The sequence below is a fragment of the Aeromonas sp. A04 genome, from assembly GCF_047780465.1.
GTDB lineage: Bacteria > Pseudomonadota > Gammaproteobacteria > Enterobacterales > Aeromonadaceae > Aeromonas > Aeromonas bestiarum.
The window spans coordinates 1-21,426 of sequence record NZ_JBLNHP010000016.1 but is presented as its reverse complement, the minus strand read 5'-3'; the positions used below and the strand labels follow the sequence as shown (position 1 = coordinate 21,426).

Here is a 21,426-nt window from a genome sequence, read left to right as displayed (position 1 = left end):
GACGAGAAAGGAATAAAACATGTCTTTGGTCGAAGAACAGGTTCAAGCGGGGGCGAGTACCGCCCCCTCGTCCTTGCTGGACGAAATCATGGCGCAGGCTCGCATCACCCCGGTCGATGAAGGCTACAGTGTCGCCAAGCAAGGCGTTGCCGCCTTGATCGCCAATATCCTTGATAACGGTACCACAAGCGATCCGGTCAACAAGGCGCTGGTAGACAGCATGATTGTCGAGCTCGACAAGAAGCTGAGCAAGCAGATGGACGTGATCCTGCATGCCAATGCACTGCAGGAGATGGAGTCTTCCTGGCGTTCACTCAAGTTGCTGGTGGATCGCACCGATTTTCGTGAAAACATCAAGATCCAGGTGTTGCATGCGACCAAGGAAGAGTTGCTGGAGGATTTCGAGTTTTCTCCTGAAATCACCCAGTCTGGTCTCTACAAGCATGTTTATTCCAGCGGTTATGGCCAGTTTGGCGGTCAGCCTGTCGGTGCCGTGATAGGTGATTACGCCTTCACCCACAGCTCACCCGACATCAAGCTGATGCAATACGTCAGTGCCGTTGGCGCCATGGCCCATGCCCCCTTCATCTCCTCGGTTGCACCCGCCTTCTTCGGCGTCGACAACTTCACCGATCTCTCCTCCATCAAGGATCTCAAATCGGTTTTCGAAGGTCCGTCCTACACCAAGTGGCGCGCACTGCGCGAGTCGGAGGATGCCCGCTACCTGGGGCTGACCGCGCCGCGTTTCCTGGCCCGTCTGCCGTACGACCCGACCGAAAATCCCATCAAGGGTTTCAACTATCAGGAAGACATCAGCTCGGATCACGACCACTACCTGTGGGGCAACACCGCCTATCTGATGGGTACCTCCCTGACCGACAGCTTCGCCAAGTATCGCTGGTGCCCGAACATCATAGGTCCGCAGAGCGGTGGTGCCATCCACGATCTGCCGGTGCATGTGTATGAAGCCATGGGGCAACTGCAGGCGAAGATCCCGACCGAGGTGCTCATCACCGACCGTCGTGAATATGAGCTGTCAGAAGAGGGTTTCATCACCCTGACCATGCGCAAAGACAGCGACAACGCCGCCTTCTTCTCTGCCAACTCGGTGCAAAAACCCAAGGTGTTCCCGAACACCAAGGAAGGCCGGGAAGCGGAAACCAACTACAAGCTGGGCACCCAGCTGCCCTACATGTTCATCATCAATCGCCTGGCACACTACATCAAGGTGCTGCAGCGCGAACAGATCGGCTCCTGGAAGGAGCGTCAGGATCTGGAGCGTGAACTGAACAGCTGGATCAAGCAGTTCGTTGCCGATCAGGAGAACCCTCCGGCAGAGGTGCGTAGCCGTCGCCCGCTGCGTGCCGCCCAGATCAAGGTGCTGGACGTGGAAGGTGAGCCGGGTTGGTACCAGGTTGCCATGGCCGTGCGTCCGCACTTCAAGTACATGGGGGCCAGCTTCGAGCTGTCTCTGGTAGGTCGACTGGACAAGGAATAATGCCCGATGCCGTATCTCTCTTCCTGGGATAGAGGAAATGCGGCCAGTCTGTTTGATCGTATCCGGGGTGAGGGGCTTGGCTCCTCACCCCGCACGGAATCTGAGGAATTGATCGCATCTGTCAAACGGCAGCTCGAGCAGGTTCTCAATACCCGTCCCGGCAATTGCCGCAGTGCTCCCGAGCTGGGTGTCATCGATCTCAATGACGCCACGCAGGGCAGTGCGGACATCAAGGGGCGGATCCGTGAGGCGATCCGGCAATGCATCCGTCGTTATGAACCGCGGATAATTCATGTGGATGTGCGTTCACCCGACCATCAGGCGAGTCCGCTTGAGATGTCGTTTCAGGTGACGGCCCACGTGAGGCTGGAGCATATCGAGCAGGTTACCTCGTTCAATGTCCATATGGACAGTCACCGTCACTACCGCATGGTCTGATCAATGTCGCTGGAACATTACTTCAGGGATGAGTTGGCATTTTTGCGCCTGCAAGGGCGCGAATTTGCCGATGCCTATCCCGAACTCACCCGTTTCCTGTCGGAGCAGAATACCGACCCGGATGTGGAACGTCTGCTGGAAGGCTTTGCGTTTCTCACGGGCAATCTGCGCGCCAAGATCGAGGATGAGTTCCCCGAGCTGACCCATGGTCTGCTCAATATGCTCTGGCCCAACTATCTGCGTCCCGTACCCAGCATGACCATAATGCAGTTTTCGGTCATTCCGGGGGCCATCGCCCAACCGGCGCTGGTCAGGCAGGGTTGCCAGCTCGACAGCCTGCCCATCGACGAGCTGACCTGTCATTTTCAGACCTGTCACGATACCTGGGTCTATCCGGCAGATATCCATCATATTTCGGCGCAAAGTGGTAACGATCTCTCCACCATCTCGCTGGATATAGCACTACATGCCCCCCTGCCATTGAGCGAACTGCAGCTGGACAAGCTGCGTTTCTTCCTAGGCGGCGACAGCTATACCGCCTATGAACTCTACTTCTGGCTCTCCAACCAGCTCTCCCACATAGAGCTGGAGATCGATGGCAAGCGCTTTCGCCAGGAGGCCAAGGCGCTGAAATCGGTCGGCTTCGAGCGTGATGATGCGCTCCTGCCTTACCCGAACAACGTCTATTCCGGCTACCGGATCCTGCAGGAGTACTTCTGCTTTCCGGAAAGCTTCCTCTTCTTTGAACTCTCGGGTGGCGAGTGGCCCAAACAGCCGTTGCCGGTGAGTGAATTCAAGATCCATTTCTGCTTCGATCGGCCCCTGCCGGCGGAGCTCAAGATCCGTCCCGACTCCTTCATGCTCAACTGCGTGCCGGCCATCAATTTGTTCCAGCACGACAGCGAGCCGGTCAATCTCAATGGCCGTCAGGCGGAGTATCCCCTCAAGGCGAGTTATCGCCATGCCGACAGTTTCGAGATCTTCTCGGTGGATCAGGTTGAGGGATGGGTCGAGGGCAATCTGGGCCGCTCCCGCGGCACGCCGCGCATCTATCAGCCGTTCGAAAGTTTCCAGCACCAGATTGAGCGTGCCAAGCACAGACTGGCGCTCTATTACCGGGTGCGGGTCAGAGAGTCGGTCAGCGGCGATGGTTTCGAGCACAGCCTTTCGTTCGTGCGGGGTGATGAAACCACCACGGTCGATCTGGATGAGTCGATCTCGGTCACGCTCACCTGCACCAATCGCTCCCGCTCCGCTCGTCTCAAGGTCGGCAGCATCTGCGTGCCGACCGGCAGCTCGCCCTCATTTGCCACCTTTCGCAACCTGATCAGGCCGACCCGGCCACTGCGCCCGGCACTGGATGGCAGTCTGCACTGGACGCTGATTTCCAACCTGTCGCTCAACTATGTCTCCCTGCTGCGGCGGGATGCGCTGGTGCAGGTGCTGCGCACCTACGATTTCCCCGCGCTGCATGACAAGCAGGCGGAGCAGGCGTCACGCAAGCGGCTGGCGGGGATCGAGGAGATCGAAACCACCCCGGTCGACCGTCTGGTACGGGGCATGCCGGTGCGCGGACTCAAGTCGGTGCTCTCCATTCGCCAGTCCGCCTTTGGCAGCGAAGGGGAGCTCTACCTGTTCAGCACAGTGCTGGCGCACTTCTTCTCGCTGTACGCCAGCGTCAACGCCTTCCACCTGCTTGAGGTGGTCAATCTCGACAACAAGGAGCGCTATCAATGGCCAGTCCAGATCGGTCAGCACTCCCTGATGTGACGTCCGCCAGGGACGCGCCTCGCTTCAACTTCTTCCAGCTGGTTGAGCTGCTCAACCGGCTGGACGGTGCCGATCAGGAGCGCGGCCTCGACCATCTGCCGAGTGACGAGAACATCCGCTTCAAGGCGACCGCCTCTCTGGGCTTTCCCACCAGCGACGTGTTGCAGATAGGTAGAGATGGCAAGGGGCGCCACGAGCTGGAGGTGGCTTTCCTCGGTCTGCATGGCAGCCAGTCTCCCATGCCCGGTTATTACCTGGACTCGCTGGCGTGGGAGTACGCGCAGGGGGAGCCGAAGCTGGGTCTGTTTCTGGACTTCTTCCATCACCGCCTGCTGACGCTGCTGCACAGGATCTGGCGCAAGTATCGCTATCACGTCCGTTTTCAGGACAACGGCGAGGATGGATTTTCCCGCCTGATGTTCGCCCTGGTGGGGCTCGGCAACGAGGCGGTCTGCCAGAGCCTGCCGGTCAACCGCGCCAAGATGCTCTCTTATGCGGGCATGCTGGCCAGCCCCAGCCGCTCCCCCGAGGTGGTCGCCGGTCTGGTGGCGCACTGTTTCGATCTGGCGGATGTGGAGGTGAGTGCCTGGCAGTGGCGCAAGGTGCCCATCCAGCAGGATCAGCAAAACCGGCTTGGCGGCGCTTGCGCCACCCTGGGCAGCGACTTTGTCATCGGTGACAAGGTGAACGACTGCGCCGGCAAGTTTTTATTGAAGATCAACAACCTGAGTTTTGGCCAGTTTCTCGGGTTTCTCCCGAACGGGGAGCACTTTCACGCCCTGGTGACCTTTGTCTCCTTCATCCTGCGCGACCAGTTGGCCTGGGATCTGCGGCTCGGCTTCGGCCAGGAGCAGGCCCGGGGGTTGCGATTGGGGGAGGAACAGAGTGCGCGCCTGGGCTGGAGTACCTTTCTCGGCCAACCGCCGAGTGACCCGTTTGTGACTATCTGTGTACAGGAATAAGCGCAGGAAATTCAGTGTCGGAATCAGTGCAGGAGTGAATGTGGACGACTTTAACCAGCAACTTTCCCTGGTGGTGCTCAACAGCGAGCAGCTCGATGGCAGCCAGCAGGTGCAGTACCGCTTCGACGAGATGGGGGGCACTCTGGGCGCCTCCGAGCAGGACGACTGGCAACTGAGGGACAGGTTGGGGGCCGTCATGCCGGCCCACGCCCGCGTCGAGCTCAACGACGGTCGCTTTTGCCTGTGCGATCTGAGTGGCCAGACCTATATCAACGGTGCAACCTCGCCCATAGGACGGGCCCGCAAGGTGCATCTCGAGCAGGGTGACGAACTGATCGTCGGCCCGTTCCGGATGCGGGCCTACCTGGGGGCCATCTCCCCCGAGCAGAGCCTGCAACAGGTGCTGGGCAACCGCCCTTCCGAGCAGCTCGATGAGTGGCTGGCCAGCGATGAGCACGGCGCTCAGACCATGGCCGATTCGCACACCCTGGCCGTCGATCCTTTATTGGCGCTGCAGCAGGAGCGCTCGGCGCCGTCCCCGCTGGCTGACTCCCGCCTGCAGGCCCCCCTGCGTTCACAACCGGATATGGATGCCGTATCCCTCGCCCCTTTTTCTGCCGTCGAGAACACCATGAACCAAGAATTTCTGGATATACCCACCATAGAGAATCACCCCGACTACCACCCTCCGCTGGATGGGGTGGATCACGTGGCGCTGACCCCCTTGATGCGCGGCCTGGGTCAGTCCTTGCAGCTGCAGGATACCCAGCAGGCCCACGACATGCTCGAAGAGATGGGCAAGACGGTGCGTGCCATGGTGGAAGGGCTGCTGCAGTTGCAGACCGATCAGGCAGCGCTGGCGGATCGGCACCTGCGCCCCATCGAGGACAACCCGCTGCGGCTCGGGCTCGACTATGACGAGACCCTGGCGGTGATGTTCGCCGAGCAGAAGAGTCCGGTGCATCTGACGGCGCCGGCGGCGGTGGCCGAGAGTCTGCGCAATGTGCGCATTCATCACGTGGCGAACCAGCAGGCCATAGGCGCGGCGCTGGACAGCATATTGCAGGCGTTTTCGCCAGAGGCGCTGCTCGGGCGGTTCGAATACTATCGTCGTACCGGTACACCGGGTGTGGCCGACGAAGGCTGGGCCTGGAACATGTACCAGCACTACTACCGCGAGTTGACCTCTGCCCGTCAGCAGGGGTTCGACAAGCTGTTCCATCAGGTCTATGCCCAGGCGTATGACCAGGCCGTGCGTCAGCAACAGGGACTGATTTGATGATACGTGCGCTGATGCTGGGGGCCTGTCTGCTGGCCCTGGCCGGGTGTACCACCATGGGCAAGATGGCCGACGTGGCCATGGATCCGGATATCCAGGTGGGCAGCAATGGCGACCAGCCCTCCACCCTGGGGCTGAGCCTGCTGGCCGAGCCTGACGTCAACCCCAACGAGAGCGGGGAGGCGGCGCCCATCGAGTTTCAGGTGGTGGTGCTGGCCGAAGATTCCAAGCTGCTCGCCACCGATTACGACCAGGTGACGGCGGATGTGGAGAAGGCCCTTGGCAAGAACTACCTGGATCATCAGGACTACACATTGCTGCCGGGCCAGTTCAAGTATCTGCCGCCCATCAAGCTCGATGAGAAGACCCGTTACATCGGGGTGATCGCACGTTACGCCGATCCGGACAGCGCCGAGTGGCGCAAGGTCATCAAGGTCAAGAGCATGGGCCGTGCCTATCAAATTCTGGTTCATCTGCGTCTGGATGAAGTGGAACTGCAAAAAGAAGAAGAATAACCATGTCGAGTCGAAATCGGGTTATCTGGCGTGAGGGGCTCTTCATCAAGCCCCAGCACTTCCAGCAACAACAAAGACATTCAGAGTATGCGCTGCACGCTCGCCTGAGCGCGCTGTCCGACTATTTCTATGGCTTGCAGTCGCTGGCCATCAATGAGGATTACCTGGGGTTTGGCCGCATCGCCCTGGTGGGGGCCACCGGCATTTTGCCCGATGGCACCGTCTTCAACATTCCCAATGACGACATGCTGCCGGCTCCGCTGGAGATCACCGATGCTTCGGTCGCCAACCAGAAGGTCTATCTGGCGCTGCCGCTGTCGGTGAGCGGGGTCAATGAGGTCAATCAGGGCGGCCAGGTCGCTACTCGGTTGCAGGCCCATCGCCACGATGTGCGGGATCTGCACAGCGAGGGGGGCGATGTGGTCTCCCTGGAAGTGGGGCGGGTCAGCCTGCGGCTGATGCTGGAGCGCGAAGATCGCAGCGCCTATGCCTCGCTCGCCATCGCCCGCATTCTGGACAAGCGCCCGGACGGCGGTCTGGTGCTGGATCCCAATTTCATGCCCTGCAGCATCAGCGTCTCCGCCATCCCGACCCTCAAGCGCTTCCTCGGCGAGTCGGCGGGGCTGGTGGCCGAGCGGGCCCGCAGCCTCTCCCAGCGCATTGCCGCGCCGGGTCAGCAGGGGGTCGCCGACGTGGCCGAGTTCATGATGCTGCAACTGCTCAACCGGGCCCAGCCCCAGCTGTCGCACCTCTCGCGTCTTGGCACCCTGCACCCGGAGCGGTTGCACGAGGCGCTGGTGCAGCTGTGTGGCGAGCTGATGACCTTCACCGACGAGTCTCGCCTGCCGCCCGAGTTTGCCGCCTATCGTCACGACGATCAGCAGGTGAGCTTCGAGCCCGTGATGCTGGCCCTGCGTCAGGCACTGAGCACCGTGCTGTCGCCGCGCGCCGTCTCCATCCAGCTGCGCAAGCACCAGTATGGCGTCATGGTGGCCATGGTCAACGAGAGCGAGCTGATGCAAAGCGCTGACTTCGTGCTGGCGGTGCGTGCCCGCATGCCGCAGGAGCAGCTGCGCAAGCAGTTGCTGCAGCAGACCAAGGTGGCCTCCAGCGACAAGATCCGCGAGCTCATCAGCCTGCAACTGCCCGGCATTCCGCTGCTGCCGCTGCCGGTGGCGCCGCGTCAGTTGCCCTATCACGCCGGTTACAGCTACTTCCAGCTCGACCGTCAGAGCCCTGCCTGGCAGATGCTGGCGGTCAGCAACACGCTCGCCTTCCACATCGCCGGCGACTTCCCCGAGCTCGACATGCAGCTCTGGGCCATTCGCAGCCAGTGATCGCATCAAGGAATAAGCAGAGATGACCACGGACATTATCAAGAACGAGCAACTCAGCGACCTGCTGTTCGATCATGCCGAGCAGCTGGACATGGATTCGGACTACTGGTTCCGCCTGCGCGGCCAGAGCATCAACCCCATGATAGATGCGGTGACCCCCTTGCTGGGGCTGGTGCAGCGGGTGCGCCTGCTGTCGCGCTACGACAGGGTGCCCGAGCTCTATCAGCGGGTGGTGACCGAGATCCAGGCCATCGAACAGGAGCTGATGGCCCAGGGTTACGAGAACGGCGTCGTCCTCTCGTTTCGCTACATCCTCTGCACCTTCATCGATGAGGCCGTGATGGGCCGCGACTGGGGCAGCCAGAGCGAATGGTCTGAACACTCCTTGCTGACCCGCTTTCACAACGAAACCTGGGGCGGCGAGAAGGTGTTCGTACTGCTCACCCGTCTGCAGGAAGATCCGGTGCGCTACCGCGACATCCTGGAGTTCATCTACCTGTGCCTGTGCCTCGGTTTCGAGGGGCGCTACAAGGTGATGAGCAAGGGACAAGGGGAGTTCGAGCGCATCGTCAAACAGCTGCACAAGCAGCTTGCCCCCGAGGCGAGCGGTGAGGCACCCAGCGTGTTTCACCTCGACCTCGGCCGTCAGGCTTCCCGTTACCAGCTGCGCAAGCAGATTTCCCTGCGCAGCCTGTTCATGGGCGGGGCCCTGATCCTGGCCATCATCTTTGGCCTCTATCACCACCAACTCAATAACCAGACCCAGGACGTACTGCGTCAACTGGGCGAATTATTAAAATAATTATTCTGAGGAGAGCACGCCTTGATTCGTATAGAGCTACCCGTACTGGTGGAAAGACTCAACCCCATCTGCCGTCACATGCTGGAGGAGGCTGCGGCCCTCTGCGTCAACCATCAGGGAGCCGAGATCCGCATCGAGCACCTGCTGCTCAAGATGCTGGAGACACCCCTCAGCGATGTGCGCCAGATCCTGAAAGTGGCCGAGGTGGAGGTCGACGCACTCAGAACCCTGCTGCAACCCTCGGCGGCGGATACTGGCTATGGCCAGGCTTATCCCTCCTTCTCGCCACTGCTGGTGGAGTGGCTGCAAGACAGCTGGCTGCTGGCCTCGGCCGAGCTGCAACACGCCCAGCTTCGCAGCGGCGTCATGCTGCTGGTGCTCTTGATGACTCCGCAGCGCTACCTGCCGGGGTCTGTGACCCGGCTCTTGGCCAACGTCAATCGCGAGCTGCTGCGCCAGCAGTTTGATGAGTGGGTCAAAGAATCTGCCGAGACCCAAGTGACTGTTTCTGCAAACGGCACCTCGACCCAGGCCGCCTTGCCGGCCGATGCCAGCCTGCTGGCCCGCTTCACCGTTAACGTCACCGAACAGGCCCGTCAGGGCAGCCTGGATCCCGTGCTCTGCCGGGATCACGAGATCGATCTGATGATCGACATCCTCTCCCGCCGCCGCAAGAACAACCCCATAGTCGTGGGGGAGGCGGGCGTCGGTAAAAGTGCCCTGATCGAGGGGCTGGCCCTGCGCATCGTGGCGGGTCAGGTGCCCGAGAAATTGCGCGAGGTGGAGCTGATGACGCTGGACCTTGGCGCCATGCAGGCGGGTGCCTCGGTCAAGGGGGAGTTCGAGAAACGCTTCAAGGGGGTGATGCAGGAGGTCAAGGATTCGGTGCGTCCTGTCATCCTCTTCATCGATGAGGCCCACACCCTGATAGGGGCCGGCAATCAGGCCGGCGGGCTGGATGTCTCCAACCTCATCAAGCCGGCCCTGGCCCGGGGCGAGCTGCGTACCATAGCCGCCACCACCTGGGGCGAGTACAAGAAATACGTGGAGAAAGACGCCGCCCTCTCGCGCCGCTTCCAGCTGGTGAAGGTGGGTGAGCCCAATGCCGACGAAGCCACAGTGATACTGCGCGGCCTGCGCAGCATCTACGAGAAGGCTCATGGTGTGCTGATCGACGAGGAGGCGCTGCAAGCCGCCGCCCAGCTCTCCGCCCGTTACATCTCCGGTCGTCAGCTGCCGGACAAGGCGATCGACGTGCTCGATACCGCCTGTGCCCGGGTCGCCATCAACCTGACCACGCCGCCGCGCGCCGTCAGCCATTTGCAAAACGCGTTGCGCCAGCGCGAGCTGGAGATCCGTCAGCTGGAGCGCCAGAGCCTGATAGGTCTCGGTGACAATGACGAGCGCCTCGCCGAACTACAGGCCGCCCAGCAGAGCTGCCGCGAGTCGCTGGCCGAGCAGGAGGTCCAGTGGCAGCAACAGCAGGGGCTGGTGCACCAGATTGTCGAACTGCGCGCCGCCCTGCTCGCCGACGAGCAGGATGAGCTGCTGACCAGAGAGGCGCTGGATCTGGCCGATGCGCCGCTGGATCCACAAGCCGCCGCCGACAAGCTGGCCGAGCTCGAGCGTGAGCTGGCCGCCTTGCAGCAGGGTGAGGTGTTGGTCTCCGCCCACGTCGACAAGACTCAGGTCGCTGCGGTGATCGCCGAGTGGACCGGGGTGCCGCTCAATCGCATCTCCCAGGGGGAGCTGGACGTGGTGACCCGGTTGCCGGAATACCTTGGCGAGCTTATCAAGGGGCAGGATGTGGCGGTGGCCCATCTGCACAAACACCTGCTGACCGCTCGCGCCGACTTGCGCCGTCCGGGCCGTCCGCTGGGTGCCTTCCTGCTGGTGGGGCCGAGCGGGGTCGGCAAGACAGAAACCGTGCTGCAGATTGCCGAGCTGATGTTCGGTGGTCGCCAGTACCTGACCACCATCAACATGTCCGAGTATCAGGAAAAACATACAGTCTCCCGCCTGATCGGCTCGCCTCCCGGCTATGTCGGCTTTGGCGAGGGGGGCGTGCTGACCGAGGCCATTCGGCAGAAGCCCTACTCTGTGGTGCTGCTGGACGAGGTGGAGAAGGCCCATCCGGACGTGCTCAACCTCTTCTATCAGGCGTTCGACAAGGGCGAGCTGGCGGACGGGGAAGGGCGCATCATCGACTGCAAGAACGTGGTCTTCTTCCTCACCTCCAACCTCGGCTTCCAGACCATAGTCGATCATGCCGAGCAGCCCGATGATCTGCTGGATGCGCTCTACCCCGAGCTCGCCGCCTTCTTCAAGCCCGCGCTGCTGGCGCGGATGGAGGTGATCCCCTACCTGCCGCTGGGCCACGACACGCTAGTACAGATCGTCGGTGGCAAACTCAACCGGCTGGTCAAGCTGCTCAAGGATCGCTTCGGCGCCGAGGTGGTGCTGGAAGACGAGGTGGCCGAGGAGATACTGCGCCGCGCCAATCGCAGCGAGAACGGCGCCCGCATGCTGGAATCCGTCATCGATGGTGCCCTGCTGCCACCTGTCTCCCTGCAACTGCTGCAGCGCCTCTCGGCCGGTGAGCCCATCAAGCGGGTGCGTTTCTCTGTGAGCGAGCGCCAGTTCGTGGCCGAGGTGGAGGGCTGAACATGGAACAAGCCCTCGCATTTGCCCTCGCCTTGACGCAGCAGCGCGATGAGCAGCACCTGTGTCACTGGTGGACCTCGACCCTCAATGCCAGCTTTCAGCCCAAGGGGATACTGCTCGGCATGCTGGACGTGAGCGGGCGCCAGCTCGAATGCACCGGCTGGGTCAAGGGACAGAAGGTGGCGCTGGCGCTGGCGGTGGATGATTTTTCCCACCCGCTCGCCTATGTGCTGCACAAGGCCCAGTCCCGCACCTGGGACTCCCTGCACGGCGGTGCCCGCATCGAGCACGCAGCGTTTCGCACCCTGCTGGCCAACCTGGGTCAGCAGTGCGGCCTGCACGCCTTTCCCCTCAATGATGGCAACGGCAAGCCGTTTGCCGTGCTGGCCATGATGGACAGCGGCGATGTGCTGCAGGAGTGGACACAGCGCCCCGAACTGGCTCTGTTGTCACAGGTATTCTGCAACCAGCTCACCCTGATCCGCGATCTGGGGCGCAGTCGGCGGGATCAGGGGATGCTGCGCGACTCCCTGCGCCAGATGAAGGGGGAGGGGGAGCGACTGCGCCAGCATGAGAAGCTGCTGGGCGATCAGCTGATCGGCCAGTCGGCGGTGATCCGCGGGCTGCGCGAGCAGATAAGCCTGGCGGGCCAGCACAAGCTGACCGTGCTCATTCAGGGGGAGACCGGCAGTGGCAAGGAGGTGGTCGCCCGGCTGGTGCACCAGTGCTCGGATCGCGCGGCCAAGCCGTTTGTGGCCATCAACTGCGCCGCCATTCCGGAAAACCTCATCGAGAGCGAGCTGTTCGGTTATCAGAAGGGGGCCTTCTCCGGCGCCCTTGCCAACAAGACCGGGCTGGTGGCCCAGGCCAATGGGGGGACCCTGTTTCTGGACGAGGTGGGCGACATGCCCGCCGCCATGCAGGCCAAGCTGCTCAGGGTGCTCGAAACCCGCAGTTACCGGCCACTCGGGGCCGAGCAGGAGTGCCACTCCGATTTTCGCCTCATAGCCGCCACTCATCAGCCGCTCACCCGTCATGTGGAGGAGGGGCAGTTCCGGGCCGATCTCTATCACCGCCTCTGCCAGTGTCTGCTGCTCATCGCCCCCCTGCGGGAGCACATGGACGACGTGCCGCTCTTGTGCCAGCACTTCATGGCCCAGTTTGCCGCCCAGGATGGCAAGACCCTGGCAGGGTTGCAGCGCAAGTTCTTGAAGCAGCTGCAAAGTTATGACTTCCCCGGCAACGTGCGCGAGCTGCGCAATCTGCTGGAGGTCGCCTGCGCCCACACCCGTCACGGAGAAGAGGTGGTGCTGGAGGCCTTGCCCCCCGAGCTTAAAGAGCGGGTCTGTGTCGAGTTACCCGGCTCCATGGACGACTACAACCACATCCGGGATCTGCGCCGGGCCATGCAGCAGTACGAGGCCTCGGTCATCGAGGCGCGCCTGCGCTATTTCCAGGGCAATCGCATGCTGGTGGCCGAGAGCCTGAATATTCCCAAGCGCACCCTGGATCACAAGTGCCAGAAACTGGAGGTGAATTGATGAGCATCCTCGGCTTGTTGCCGCTGTTGCTGGCGACCGGCAGCGCATTACCCCCACAAGACATGGCCAGCTTGCAGGCGTGTCGCCGCGAGCCATCGCCGCTGATCCGGCTCGCCTGTTACGACGCCATAGGCAATGGTCTGACCCAGACGAGTGAGGGGGGGGCTACCAAGTCTGCCGCCTGGCAGGCCATCTGGGCACAGGAGCAGGCCCGCACGCCGGACAGCCCTCCTTTCTTGTTGCAGCGCGATGAGGGCCGTGACAGCGAGACGCTCACCCGTCCCGCCTTGCGCGGGGCGACGCTCTCCATCGGCTGTGTCGACAGCATCACCCATATCCGGCTGCGGCTGGACAGCCCCTGGGCAGGGGAGAAGGTGCTGGTCGAGCTGGATGGTCAGCCGAGTGCCGGCTCCCAGAGCTGGTTTATCCGGGATCAGGGTCTGTTGCTCGAATATGGCCGCGGTTTGCCCGCCATCGAGGAGCTCAAGCGCTGGATTGGCCATCGCGAGCTGCAGGTTCGGGCCGACAACGGTACTCAGGCTCGGGCCGCGAACGGCGTCGTGCTGCGGGTCGACTTGAGCGGGCTGAAAGAGGCGCTGGCGCCGCTGCGCCAGCAGTGTCGCTGGTAGGGGGCGCCATGAGCTATCAACACCCCTGGTGCGCCCGGCTGCTCACCAGCTTGCCGGATGAACAGATCAGAGGCGCCGTGCTGGCCGACGAGCCGCGCTGGGATTATGTGGAGACCGAGCTGGTCAAGCTGGGATCCCTCGCCCACAGCCAGGTCGATCTCAATGCGGTGGCCGAGGCGTGCCTCGGCCTGCTGGAGAGCCGCACCAAGGACATGCGGGTGCTGGCCCAGCTGCTGCGCTGTCTGCAACACCCGGCCAAGGCAACCCCTCTGGGGGCCGCGCTCAGTTTGCTGGAAGCCTGGATCCAGGCTTACTGGCTGCTGGCCTGGCCCGGCAATGCCAGCCAGAAGCAGCGCTTGATGGTGCAGATCGTCAAGCGCTTCGAGGGGGCCCTGCCGCGGGTGAGTGAAAGCGCCTCGGCGGCCGAGCTGGTCCAGCTGCTGGCCCAGGCCGAGCAGCTTGAGGCTTGCTGGCGAGCCCAGTGCCCGGACAAGGGCGAGCTGCTTGAGCCCTTGTTGATGGGGCTGAAGCGGGCCCAGCGCCAGCAGGTGGCGCAAGCCCAGGCCGATGCCAAACCAGAGAGCGGCGTGCCCGTGGCCACGGTGGCCAGCATGGCGGGATCCATGCTGCTCAGTGGCAGCGCCAAGGGATCTGGCATCGAGATCGACAGCTCCAATGACAGGGCCTGGCGACAGACCCAGCTCAAGGTGGCGGAGCTCTTGATCGAGCGCCAGCCGGAGGCGGCGGTGGGCTATCGCCTGCGCCGTCACGCCATCTGGGCCGGGATCACCACTCCGCCCATGAGTGCCCAGGGCCATAAAACCCAGTTGGCCCCCATGTCGACGGACATGGTGGATGAGTACCGCGCCGCCCTGGCCACGCTGGAGCGGGCCGCGCCGGATTTGGCGCTCTGGCAGCGCATCGAACAGAGCCTGACCCTGGCGCCCTACTGGTTCGAGGGGCATAGGCTCTCGGCCGAGGTGGCGCAGAAGCTGGGATTTGGCGCCGTGGCCCAGGCCATAGCGCAGGAACTCGACGGCTTCTTGCAGCGCGTGCCGGCCTTGCGGGATCTCGCCTTCAGCGATGGCAGCCCGTTTCTGCCTCCCGAGTGCAGCCGCTGGTTGCAGCCAGCCAAGCTGGGTGGTGGGGGCGACGGGGAGTCCAGCCTGGCCGAAGAGGTGGCCTTGCGTCATGGGGAGCAGGGGGTGGCCGCGGCCCTCACCCTGCTGGATGAAAGGATGACGCAGTTGAAAGAGCCAAGAGCCCGCTTCCATGCCCAGTTGGTGCAGGCGGAGCTGTTGGCGCAGGAAGGCATGGAGGCGCTTGCGCGCCAGCACTATCAACACTTGTGGCAAGAGGCGAGTCGCCTGGGGTTGTCGCACTGGGAGCCCGGGCTGGTCAGTCGTCTGGAAAGCCAGGCGGCCCCGTTGTCGAAATAAGTGCCGAAATGAGTCATTGAGTCGGAGTTGGATCACATTTTATGTTCAAAACCATCTTTACCTTTCTGCGGCAACAGCTGCCGAAACTGAAACCCTCCTGGCCCCTGCTCTGTGTGGTGCTCTGGGTCGTCGCCCTCATCTTGGTGTGGTGGCTGGGGCCCAGTATCGAGATCCGTGGCGCCAAGCCGTTCGAGCCGCTGTGGGGGCGGGTGGTATTCACCCTGCTCTGGCTATGGCTGATGCTGGGGGTCCTCTCCTGGCGCGTCTGGCGCAAGATGCAGCAACTCAAGGCCGAGCGTCAGCACGAGGTGGTGCTGGAGCAGGATCCGGTCAAGGGGCTCATCGACAGGCAGGCGCTGTTCCTGGATCGCTGGCTGCAAGCGTTGAACACCCATCTGGGCAAGGGGGCACTCTACGCCATGCCCTGGTATCTGGTGCTGGGGCTGCCCGGCAGCGGCAAGAGCAGCCTTATTCACCGCGCCAACCCGGCCAACAAGCTCAACCCCAGGCTCGACACCGAACTGCGGGACGTGGCGCAGGATCAGCTTGTCGACTGCTGGCTGGGGGAGCAGGCGGTGATGCTGGATCCTGCCGGCGAGCTCTTGTCCCAATCCGAGCCTGAGCTGGATCCGCAGGCGCGCAAGCATGAGCGGCTCTGGCTGCACCTGCTGAACTGGCTCAACGAACACCGTCGCCGCCAGCCTCTCAACGGCCTGGTGCTGACCGTGGATCTGGCCTGGCTCTCCCATGCCAGCGTGGCCGAGCGCAAGGCCTATGCCCAGCTGATGCGCTCCCGCCTGCAGGAGGTGTCGGCCACCATGAACACCCGGCTGCCGCTCTATGTCACCTTCACCAAGCTCGACTTGCTGCGCGGTTTTGATGTGGTGTATGAGCAGCTCGACAAGGAGGCCCGCGAGGCCGTGCTGGGGGTGACCTTCAACCCGGGCGACAGCCAGGGCAAATCCTGGCAGCAGGAGCTGGCCCTGTTCTGGGACCAGTGGGTGGACAACCTCAACCAGAACCTGCCCGAGCTGATGCTGGCCCGACTCGATGCCGCCCAGCGCAACGCGCTGTTCTCGTTCGTGCGTCAACTGGCGGGATTGAAGGATTACGTGACCAGCCTGCTCGATGAGACCCTGGCCATCGAGGAGAGCAAACCGCTCTTGGTACGCGGGGTCTACATCAGCTCCGTCTATCAGCAGGGGGTGCCGTTCGATGCGTTTGCCCAGGCGGCGTCTCGTCGCTACAACCTGCCAGAGCCTATTTACTCGGCCCTGCGCGGGGAGTCCAACACCTATTTCGTGCGCAAGCTCTTCTCCACCATCATCTTCCCCGAGGCCCATCTGGCCGGGGAGAACCGGTTGCACACCCTCTATCGCCGTCGCCGCATGGCCATCGGTCTGGGCTGCCTGTCGCTCTTCTCGGCGGCCCTCATCGGCGGCTGGCACTATTTCTACCGGGTCAACGAGGAAGCGGGTCGCAACGTATTGACCAAGGCTCAGGCCTTCATGGAGACCAACGAGGTGGCCGATGCCCACGCCTTCGGGGTGAGCCAGCTGCCGCGTCTGAACCTCATCCGCGAGGCGACCCTCTCCTTTGGCAACTACCGTGAACGCACCCCGCTGGTGGCCGATCTGGGCCTCTATCAGGGGGACGAGATCGGTCCCTATGTGGAAGGCTCCTATCTGCAACTGCTGAGCCTGCGCTTCCTGCCGGCCCAGATGCAGGGGCTGCTGGCGGATCTCGAGCAGGCACCGGCCGGCAGTGAGGAGAAGCTCTCCATACTGCGGGTGATGCGGATGCTGGACGATGCGTCGGGTCGCAACAAGGAGCTGGTGGCGCAGTACATGGCCAGCCGCTGGCAGCAGGCCTTTCCGGGGCAGGGGGCTGTGCAGGAGCAACTGATGGGGCACCTGGATTACGCCCTCGACCACACCGACTGGCATGGTGCCCGGGCCGCCCGGGATCCGGCCGCCATCACCGCCTTCATACCGTTCAAGGAGCCTGTCTACGGCGCCCAGCGCGAGCTTGGCAAGCTGCCCATGTATCAGCGGGTGTATCAAAACCTGGTAGTGAAGGCGAACGACGTGCTGCCGCCGGATCTCAACGTGCGCGACGAGGTGGGTCCCACCTTCGACACAGTGTTTGCCCTGCGCAGCGACAACGCAGGTCAGGTGCCGCGGTTGCTGACCTGGCCCGGTTTCAACGACTTCTTCCTCAAGCAGGACAAGGCGCTGATCGATCTCACCGCCATGGATGCCTGGGTGCTGGGCCAGCGCAAGCTGAGCCAGCTGAGCGAGGCCGATCGCAAGGAGATCGCCCGTCAGGTCAACGATCGCTATGTCACCGACTACGTCAACCAGTGGCAAAAACTGCTGACCAACCTGGACGTGCAGACCCTGGAGAGCCCGGAGCAGGCGCTCGACGTGCTCTCTGCCATCACGGGCAACGATCAGCCGTTCCAGCGGGTGCTGGCCTCTTTGGATGACAACACCCGCATTCGCAAGATCTCCGATGTGGAAGGGGACCCGGCCCAGGCCATCACGGCCCGCATCGGGCGTCCCTTTATGGCCACTAATGGCGCATTGGCTGGCCGTGGTGAGCAGGGGCCGCTCATTCAGGAGGTCAACCAGAAACTGGTGGAGTTGCAGCACTATCTGGAGCTCATTGTCAACGCCACCGAGCCTGGCCAGTCGGCCCTCAAGGCGGTACAGCTGCGTCTGACCAACAAGTACGCAGATCCCGTGTTTGCCCTGCAGCAATATGCCCGCAGCCTGCCCGCTCCGCTGGATCGCTGGGTAGGTCAGCTCTCCGAGCAGAGCTCGCGGCTGGTGATCGACTTGGCCATGTCCTCCCTCAATCAGGAGTGGCAGGACAAGGTGCTGGCGCCCTTCAACAGCCAGCTGGCCGGTCGCTATCCGTTTGACCCGGGCTCAGCCAAGGACGTGCCGCTCTCCGAGATGGAGCGCTTCTTTGCACCGGGCGGCACCCTGGACAGCTTCTATCAGGTCAACCTCAAACCCATGGTGGAGAGCGGCCTGATGGAGGGAGAGTTCAGCTCGCCCATGCAGGCCGAGCTGGTCAAGCAGCTGGACAGAGCCGCCCGCATCCGCCAGATCTTCTTCAGCCAGCAGGGCAACCTGGAGGTGCAGTTCGCCCTCGAGCCCATCGAGCTCACCGCCAACAAGCGGCGCAGCGTGCTGAACCTGGATGGCCAGTTGCTGGAGTACGCCCATGGCCGCCGTACCAAGATCCCGCTGGTGTGGCCCAACACCATGCGTGACGGGGCCGAGAGCAAGATCACCCTGGTGCCGGCCGCCCGCGAGCGCTCGCCGCGCAGCGAAGGCTTCGTCGGCCCCTGGGCCATGTTCCGCCTGATGGACAAGGGGGAGCTGACCCAGGTCAATGAGGCCACCTTCGATGTGCGCTTCCCGGTGGATCAGGGGTCCATGACCTATCGCGTCTATACCGACAGCGCGCAGAACCCCTTCACCGGCGGCCTGTTCAGCCAGTTCAGATTGCCTGAATCCCTCTATTGATCATGTCGGGGGGACCCTGTGCCCCCCGCATTTTGGAAGCCGATATGTCACAGAATCAACAAGGTCAGCAGGCGCTGAAAGTGGGGCGCGACCCCAGGATGCTGCCGGAATACGAGGCTCTGCGGGCCGAAATCAACAAGCTCAGCCACGCCTCCCGCCCCGAGGTGGACTGGCGCAAGATCCATCAGCTTGCCAGCCTTATCTTCGAAAAGCACGGGGTGGATCTGCAGACCGCCATCTACTTCACCCTGGCGCGCTCTCGCTTGCAGGGACTGAGCGGCTTCACCGAAGGCTGCGAGTTTCTCGCCAACCTGATCGTGACCCAGTGGGAGAGTTTCTGGCCGCCGGTGCATCAGGAGCGGGCCCGCATCGAGATGCTGGACTGGTTCATCGCCCGCATCAGCGATGTCATTCGCCAGTACCAGATCAGCCACGAAGACAAGCGGCTGATCTATCGCTGCGAGCGGGCGCTGCAACTCATCAGCGAGAAGCTGCACAACGCGGGCTTAAGCCGCATTCCCCGGGTCGAGAATCTGGTGCACTTCATCGAGGGCTACACCCATCTGTTCGATGAGACCGAGATCGTCATCGTCTCCGATGAGCCCGGCCTCAAGGACGATCTGCAGATCCCGCCCATGGTGTTCTTCAAATCCGACATGGAGAGCGATCACGGCGCCTCTGCCGGGGCGGTGACCCCGCACCTGCCTCAGGGCAGCATTCTGGTGGGGCGCGAGAAGGGGCAGATGAAGCCGACCGTGCTCAAGATTGAACAGCACCGCAAGCAGCGGCCCGCCTGGTTCTGGTTTGGCTGCGGTCTGCTCAGCTGCGCCCTGCCGGTGATGGGCTGGCTTGGCTGGCAACATCAGCAGCAGGAGAAAACCGTGGTGGCCCAGCGTCTGGTACAGCCGGCCACCGAGCTGCCGCGAGTACTCAGCTATGACGACATTCGCCAGGCACGCATAGTGCTGGGGGAGCAGACCCTGCAGAGCATGGAGAGCGATCTGGTGGCCCGTTATCAGAGCCAGCTTGCCCGGTTGGAGCAGACGTCACCGCTCTACTGGTATCGCTACGGCGAGGGACTGCGCAACTCGTTGCAGATGCTCTATCCCGACTCGCTGGCGGTCAAGGCGCTCGACAAGCAGTGGCAGAGCGCGCTGGTCGGCCAGCAGGGGGACGCCATCAGCGTGCCCACTTACCTGGATGCCCGCGCCGGGGTGGATGCCCTGCTCGATCAGCTGCTGGAGCTGGAGCGCCAACGCAAGACGGTGACCATCTCCTACCTCAAATCCCAGCTCTACGAGGTGCAGAAGAACCTGATGCAGAACATCCCGTTCAGCCTGCGCCTCGGCGAGTTGGAGGCGAGAAAAGCCTCCCAGGAGCCCATCACGGCCGCCGAATTGAAGAGTCTGGAAAATGACCTGAAAGCGCTCAACATCCGGCTCTACCAGTTGCAACAGGGCGCTGCCGGCAGTTGATCATGCTGCATCGAGCAATGAGTTGCGCAAGCGGCAGCAAATTTGACTGGCAGAGCAAGGTTTGCCGTGTCGCTTGCCCTGTCTTGCGCAATTCGTTGCAGAAACGCAGCCCAACTGTATGAGTCGTCATCGCAATTCACTGATTTTAAACGTGATTAATGGTCGCTCAGTCATGGCATGGAGGCTGCTGGGTTGCTACCCCTGCTGTATCTGCGTCCCGGCTCATGATGGTGAGCCTGCGCCATGGCGGGAGCCCCGACGGCGGTCCCTTGCCCACACGGAGAATTCATATGTGCCCTTCTATTGCATTGCTCGGTGACATTGGCACCGACCACGATGGGTTCCACCCATCCCCCGTGATTGCCGCCAGCCCCGATGTGTTCCTCGATGGCAAACCGGTGGCCCGGCAGGGTGATCCGCTGGCCCCTCACGTCAAACCCAACAATCCTCCCCATCCGCGCAGCATCTCGGGGGGCGTCGGCTCCGTGCTGGTCAACGGCAAGCCTATCGCCGTGACCGGTACCGCCATCGGTTGCGGTGGCGTTGTGATTGGCTCGGGCAGCGGACAGGCAGGATAAGGAACAGCGTTATGGCAGACAGCACAGGATTACAATTTACCGTCAAGGTGGGGGCGCTGCCCGAGAGCACCTTCGTGGTGGCCGAGTTTGCGCTGGAAGAGGCGCTGAACGGGCCTTTCCAGCTGCGCTTGGAATTGGCGAGCCCAGAGCCCGACGTCGACTTCGGTGCCGTGCTGGACCAGCCGTGCGAGCTCTTGGTGTGGTACAACGGCGAGCTGCAGCGGCGGGTGTGCGGGGTCGTGAGTGATTTTGCGCAAGGGGATAGCGGCTTTCGCCGTACCCGCTATCAGCTCATGGTACAGCCGGCGCTGTGGCGGCTCTCGCTTCGCCAGAATTCGCGCATCTTCCAGGCGCAAAAGCCCGATGAAATCCTCTCCATCCTGCTGCAAGAGCACGGCATCACAGACTACGCCTTTGCGCTCAAAAACGAGCACGCCCAGCGGGAATACTGCGTGCAGTACCGGNACAGACTACGCCTTTGCGCTCAAAAACGAGCACGCCCAGCGGGAATACTGCGTGCAGTACCGGGAGACCGACCTCGATTTCGTCAACCGGCTCGCCGCCGAAGAGGGGCTCTTCTACTTCCATGAATTCGACGCCGGCAAACACCGCGTCGTGTTTGCCGACGACGCGGCGGCCTTGACCGCCGGCCCCGCGCTCTTCTTCAACCTCGGCAACCGCTCGCTGGAACAAGGCCCCTATGTGCGCCAGTTTCACTACCGCGAGGCGGTGCGCCCAAGCGATGTTGAGCTGAAAGACTACAGCTTCAAGACCCCGGCCTACGGTCTCTCCCACAAAAAGGTGGGAGCTGAGCTGGAACACCAGCGGAGCACCTATCAGCACTTCGATTTCCCGGGCCGCTACAAGCAGGACGGCAGCGGCAAGGCGTTTGCCCAGCACCGACTCGATGCCCTTCGCAATGATGCCGTGGCGGGCAGTGGCAAGTCCAACAGCGCAGCC

General features: G+C 62.6%; 15 protein-coding genes and 1 pseudogene. All 16 read left to right on the top strand.

The window, feature by feature from the left end; translation table 11 throughout:
• The first annotated feature begins 19 nt into the window (after window positions 1–19).
• A complete protein-coding gene (tssC, locus tag ACM3N8_RS22070) occupies window positions 20–1,498 on the top strand; it encodes a type VI secretion system contractile sheath large subunit (RefSeq protein ID WP_043141082.1) in 1,479 nt (492 codons plus the stop codon).
• A 6-nt stretch (window positions 1,499–1,504) separates the two neighbouring features.
• A complete protein-coding gene (tssE, locus tag ACM3N8_RS22065) occupies window positions 1,505–1,936 on the top strand; it encodes a type VI secretion system baseplate subunit TssE (RefSeq protein ID WP_043141079.1) in 432 nt (143 codons plus the stop codon).
• A gap of 3 nt (window positions 1,937–1,939) precedes the next feature.
• On the top strand, window positions 1,940–3,706 hold the full coding sequence (gene tssF / locus ACM3N8_RS22060) for a type VI secretion system baseplate subunit TssF (RefSeq protein WP_416016595.1): 1,767 nt from the start codon (window positions 1,940–1,942) through the stop codon (window positions 3,704–3,706).
• Window positions 3,670–4,668 (top strand): type VI secretion system baseplate subunit TssG, encoded by a 999-nt coding sequence (gene tssG, locus ACM3N8_RS22055; RefSeq protein WP_098985110.1) that lies wholly within the window; start codon window positions 3,670–3,672, stop codon window positions 4,666–4,668. The genes tssF and tssG overlap by 37 nt, the downstream gene beginning before the upstream one ends.
• A 40-nt stretch (window positions 4,669–4,708) precedes the next feature.
• On the top strand, window positions 4,709–5,947 hold the full coding sequence (gene tagH / locus ACM3N8_RS22050; protein ID WP_416016594.1) for a type VI secretion system-associated FHA domain protein TagH: 1,239 nt from the start codon (window positions 4,709–4,711) through the stop codon (window positions 5,945–5,947).
• Window positions 5,947–6,462 carry a type VI secretion system lipoprotein TssJ gene (gene tssJ / locus ACM3N8_RS22045; RefSeq protein ID WP_042869816.1) on the top strand — a complete coding sequence of 172 codons (516 nt, stop codon included), beginning with the start codon at window positions 5,947–5,949 and terminating at the stop codon, window positions 6,460–6,462. Before tagH ends, tssJ begins: the two co-directional genes overlap by 1 nt.
• 2 nt (window positions 6,463–6,464) lie before the next feature.
• The gene (tssK, locus tag ACM3N8_RS22040) at window positions 6,465–7,799 is read left to right on the top strand and encodes a type VI secretion system baseplate subunit TssK (protein WP_043556105.1); all 1,335 of its coding nucleotides are present in this window, start codon (window positions 6,465–6,467) and stop codon (window positions 7,797–7,799) included.
• Window positions 7,800–7,821: 22 nt separating this feature from the next.
• Window positions 7,822–8,601 (top strand): type IVB secretion system protein IcmH/DotU, encoded by a 780-nt coding sequence (icmH, locus tag ACM3N8_RS22035; protein ID WP_043135905.1) that lies wholly within the window; start codon window positions 7,822–7,824, stop codon window positions 8,599–8,601.
• Between the two features lie 21 nt (window positions 8,602–8,622).
• A complete protein-coding gene (gene tssH, locus ACM3N8_RS22030; RefSeq protein ID WP_416016593.1) occupies window positions 8,623–11,265 on the top strand; it encodes a type VI secretion system ATPase TssH in 2,643 nt (880 codons plus the stop codon).
• 2 nt (window positions 11,266–11,267) lie between these two features.
• Entirely contained in the window at window positions 11,268–12,806 is a 1,539-nt protein-coding gene (locus ACM3N8_RS22025; protein ID WP_103470579.1) for a sigma-54 interaction domain-containing protein, read from the top strand.
• The gene (vasI, locus tag ACM3N8_RS22020; protein WP_416016592.1) at window positions 12,806–13,435 is read left to right on the top strand and encodes a type VI secretion system-associated protein VasI; all 630 of its coding nucleotides are present in this window, start codon (window positions 12,806–12,808) and stop codon (window positions 13,433–13,435) included. Before ACM3N8_RS22025 ends, vasI begins: the two co-directional genes overlap by 1 nt.
• Window positions 13,436–13,443: 8 nt before the next feature.
• Entirely contained in the window at window positions 13,444–14,874 is a 1,431-nt protein-coding gene (gene tssA, locus ACM3N8_RS22015) for a type VI secretion system protein TssA (RefSeq protein WP_416016591.1), read from the top strand.
• A gap of 41 nt (window positions 14,875–14,915) precedes the next feature.
• On the top strand, window positions 14,916–18,413 hold the full coding sequence (gene tssM / locus ACM3N8_RS22010) for a type VI secretion system membrane subunit TssM (protein WP_416016590.1): 3,498 nt from the start codon (window positions 14,916–14,918) through the stop codon (window positions 18,411–18,413).
• Window positions 18,414–18,457: 44 nt separating this feature from the next.
• Entirely contained in the window at window positions 18,458–19,888 is a 1,431-nt protein-coding gene (locus ACM3N8_RS22005) for a VasL domain-containing protein (RefSeq protein WP_416016589.1), read from the top strand.
• Window positions 19,889–20,178: 290 nt separating this feature from the next.
• Window positions 20,179–20,466, top strand: a complete 288-nt coding sequence (locus ACM3N8_RS22000) for a type VI secretion system PAAR protein (RefSeq protein WP_042869831.1) — start codon at window positions 20,179–20,181, stop codon at window positions 20,464–20,466.
• An 11-nt stretch (window positions 20,467–20,477) separates the two neighbouring features.
• A pseudogene (locus ACM3N8_RS21995) lies at window positions 20,478–21,426 on the top strand (contractile injection system protein, VgrG/Pvc8 family); the annotation flags it as partial.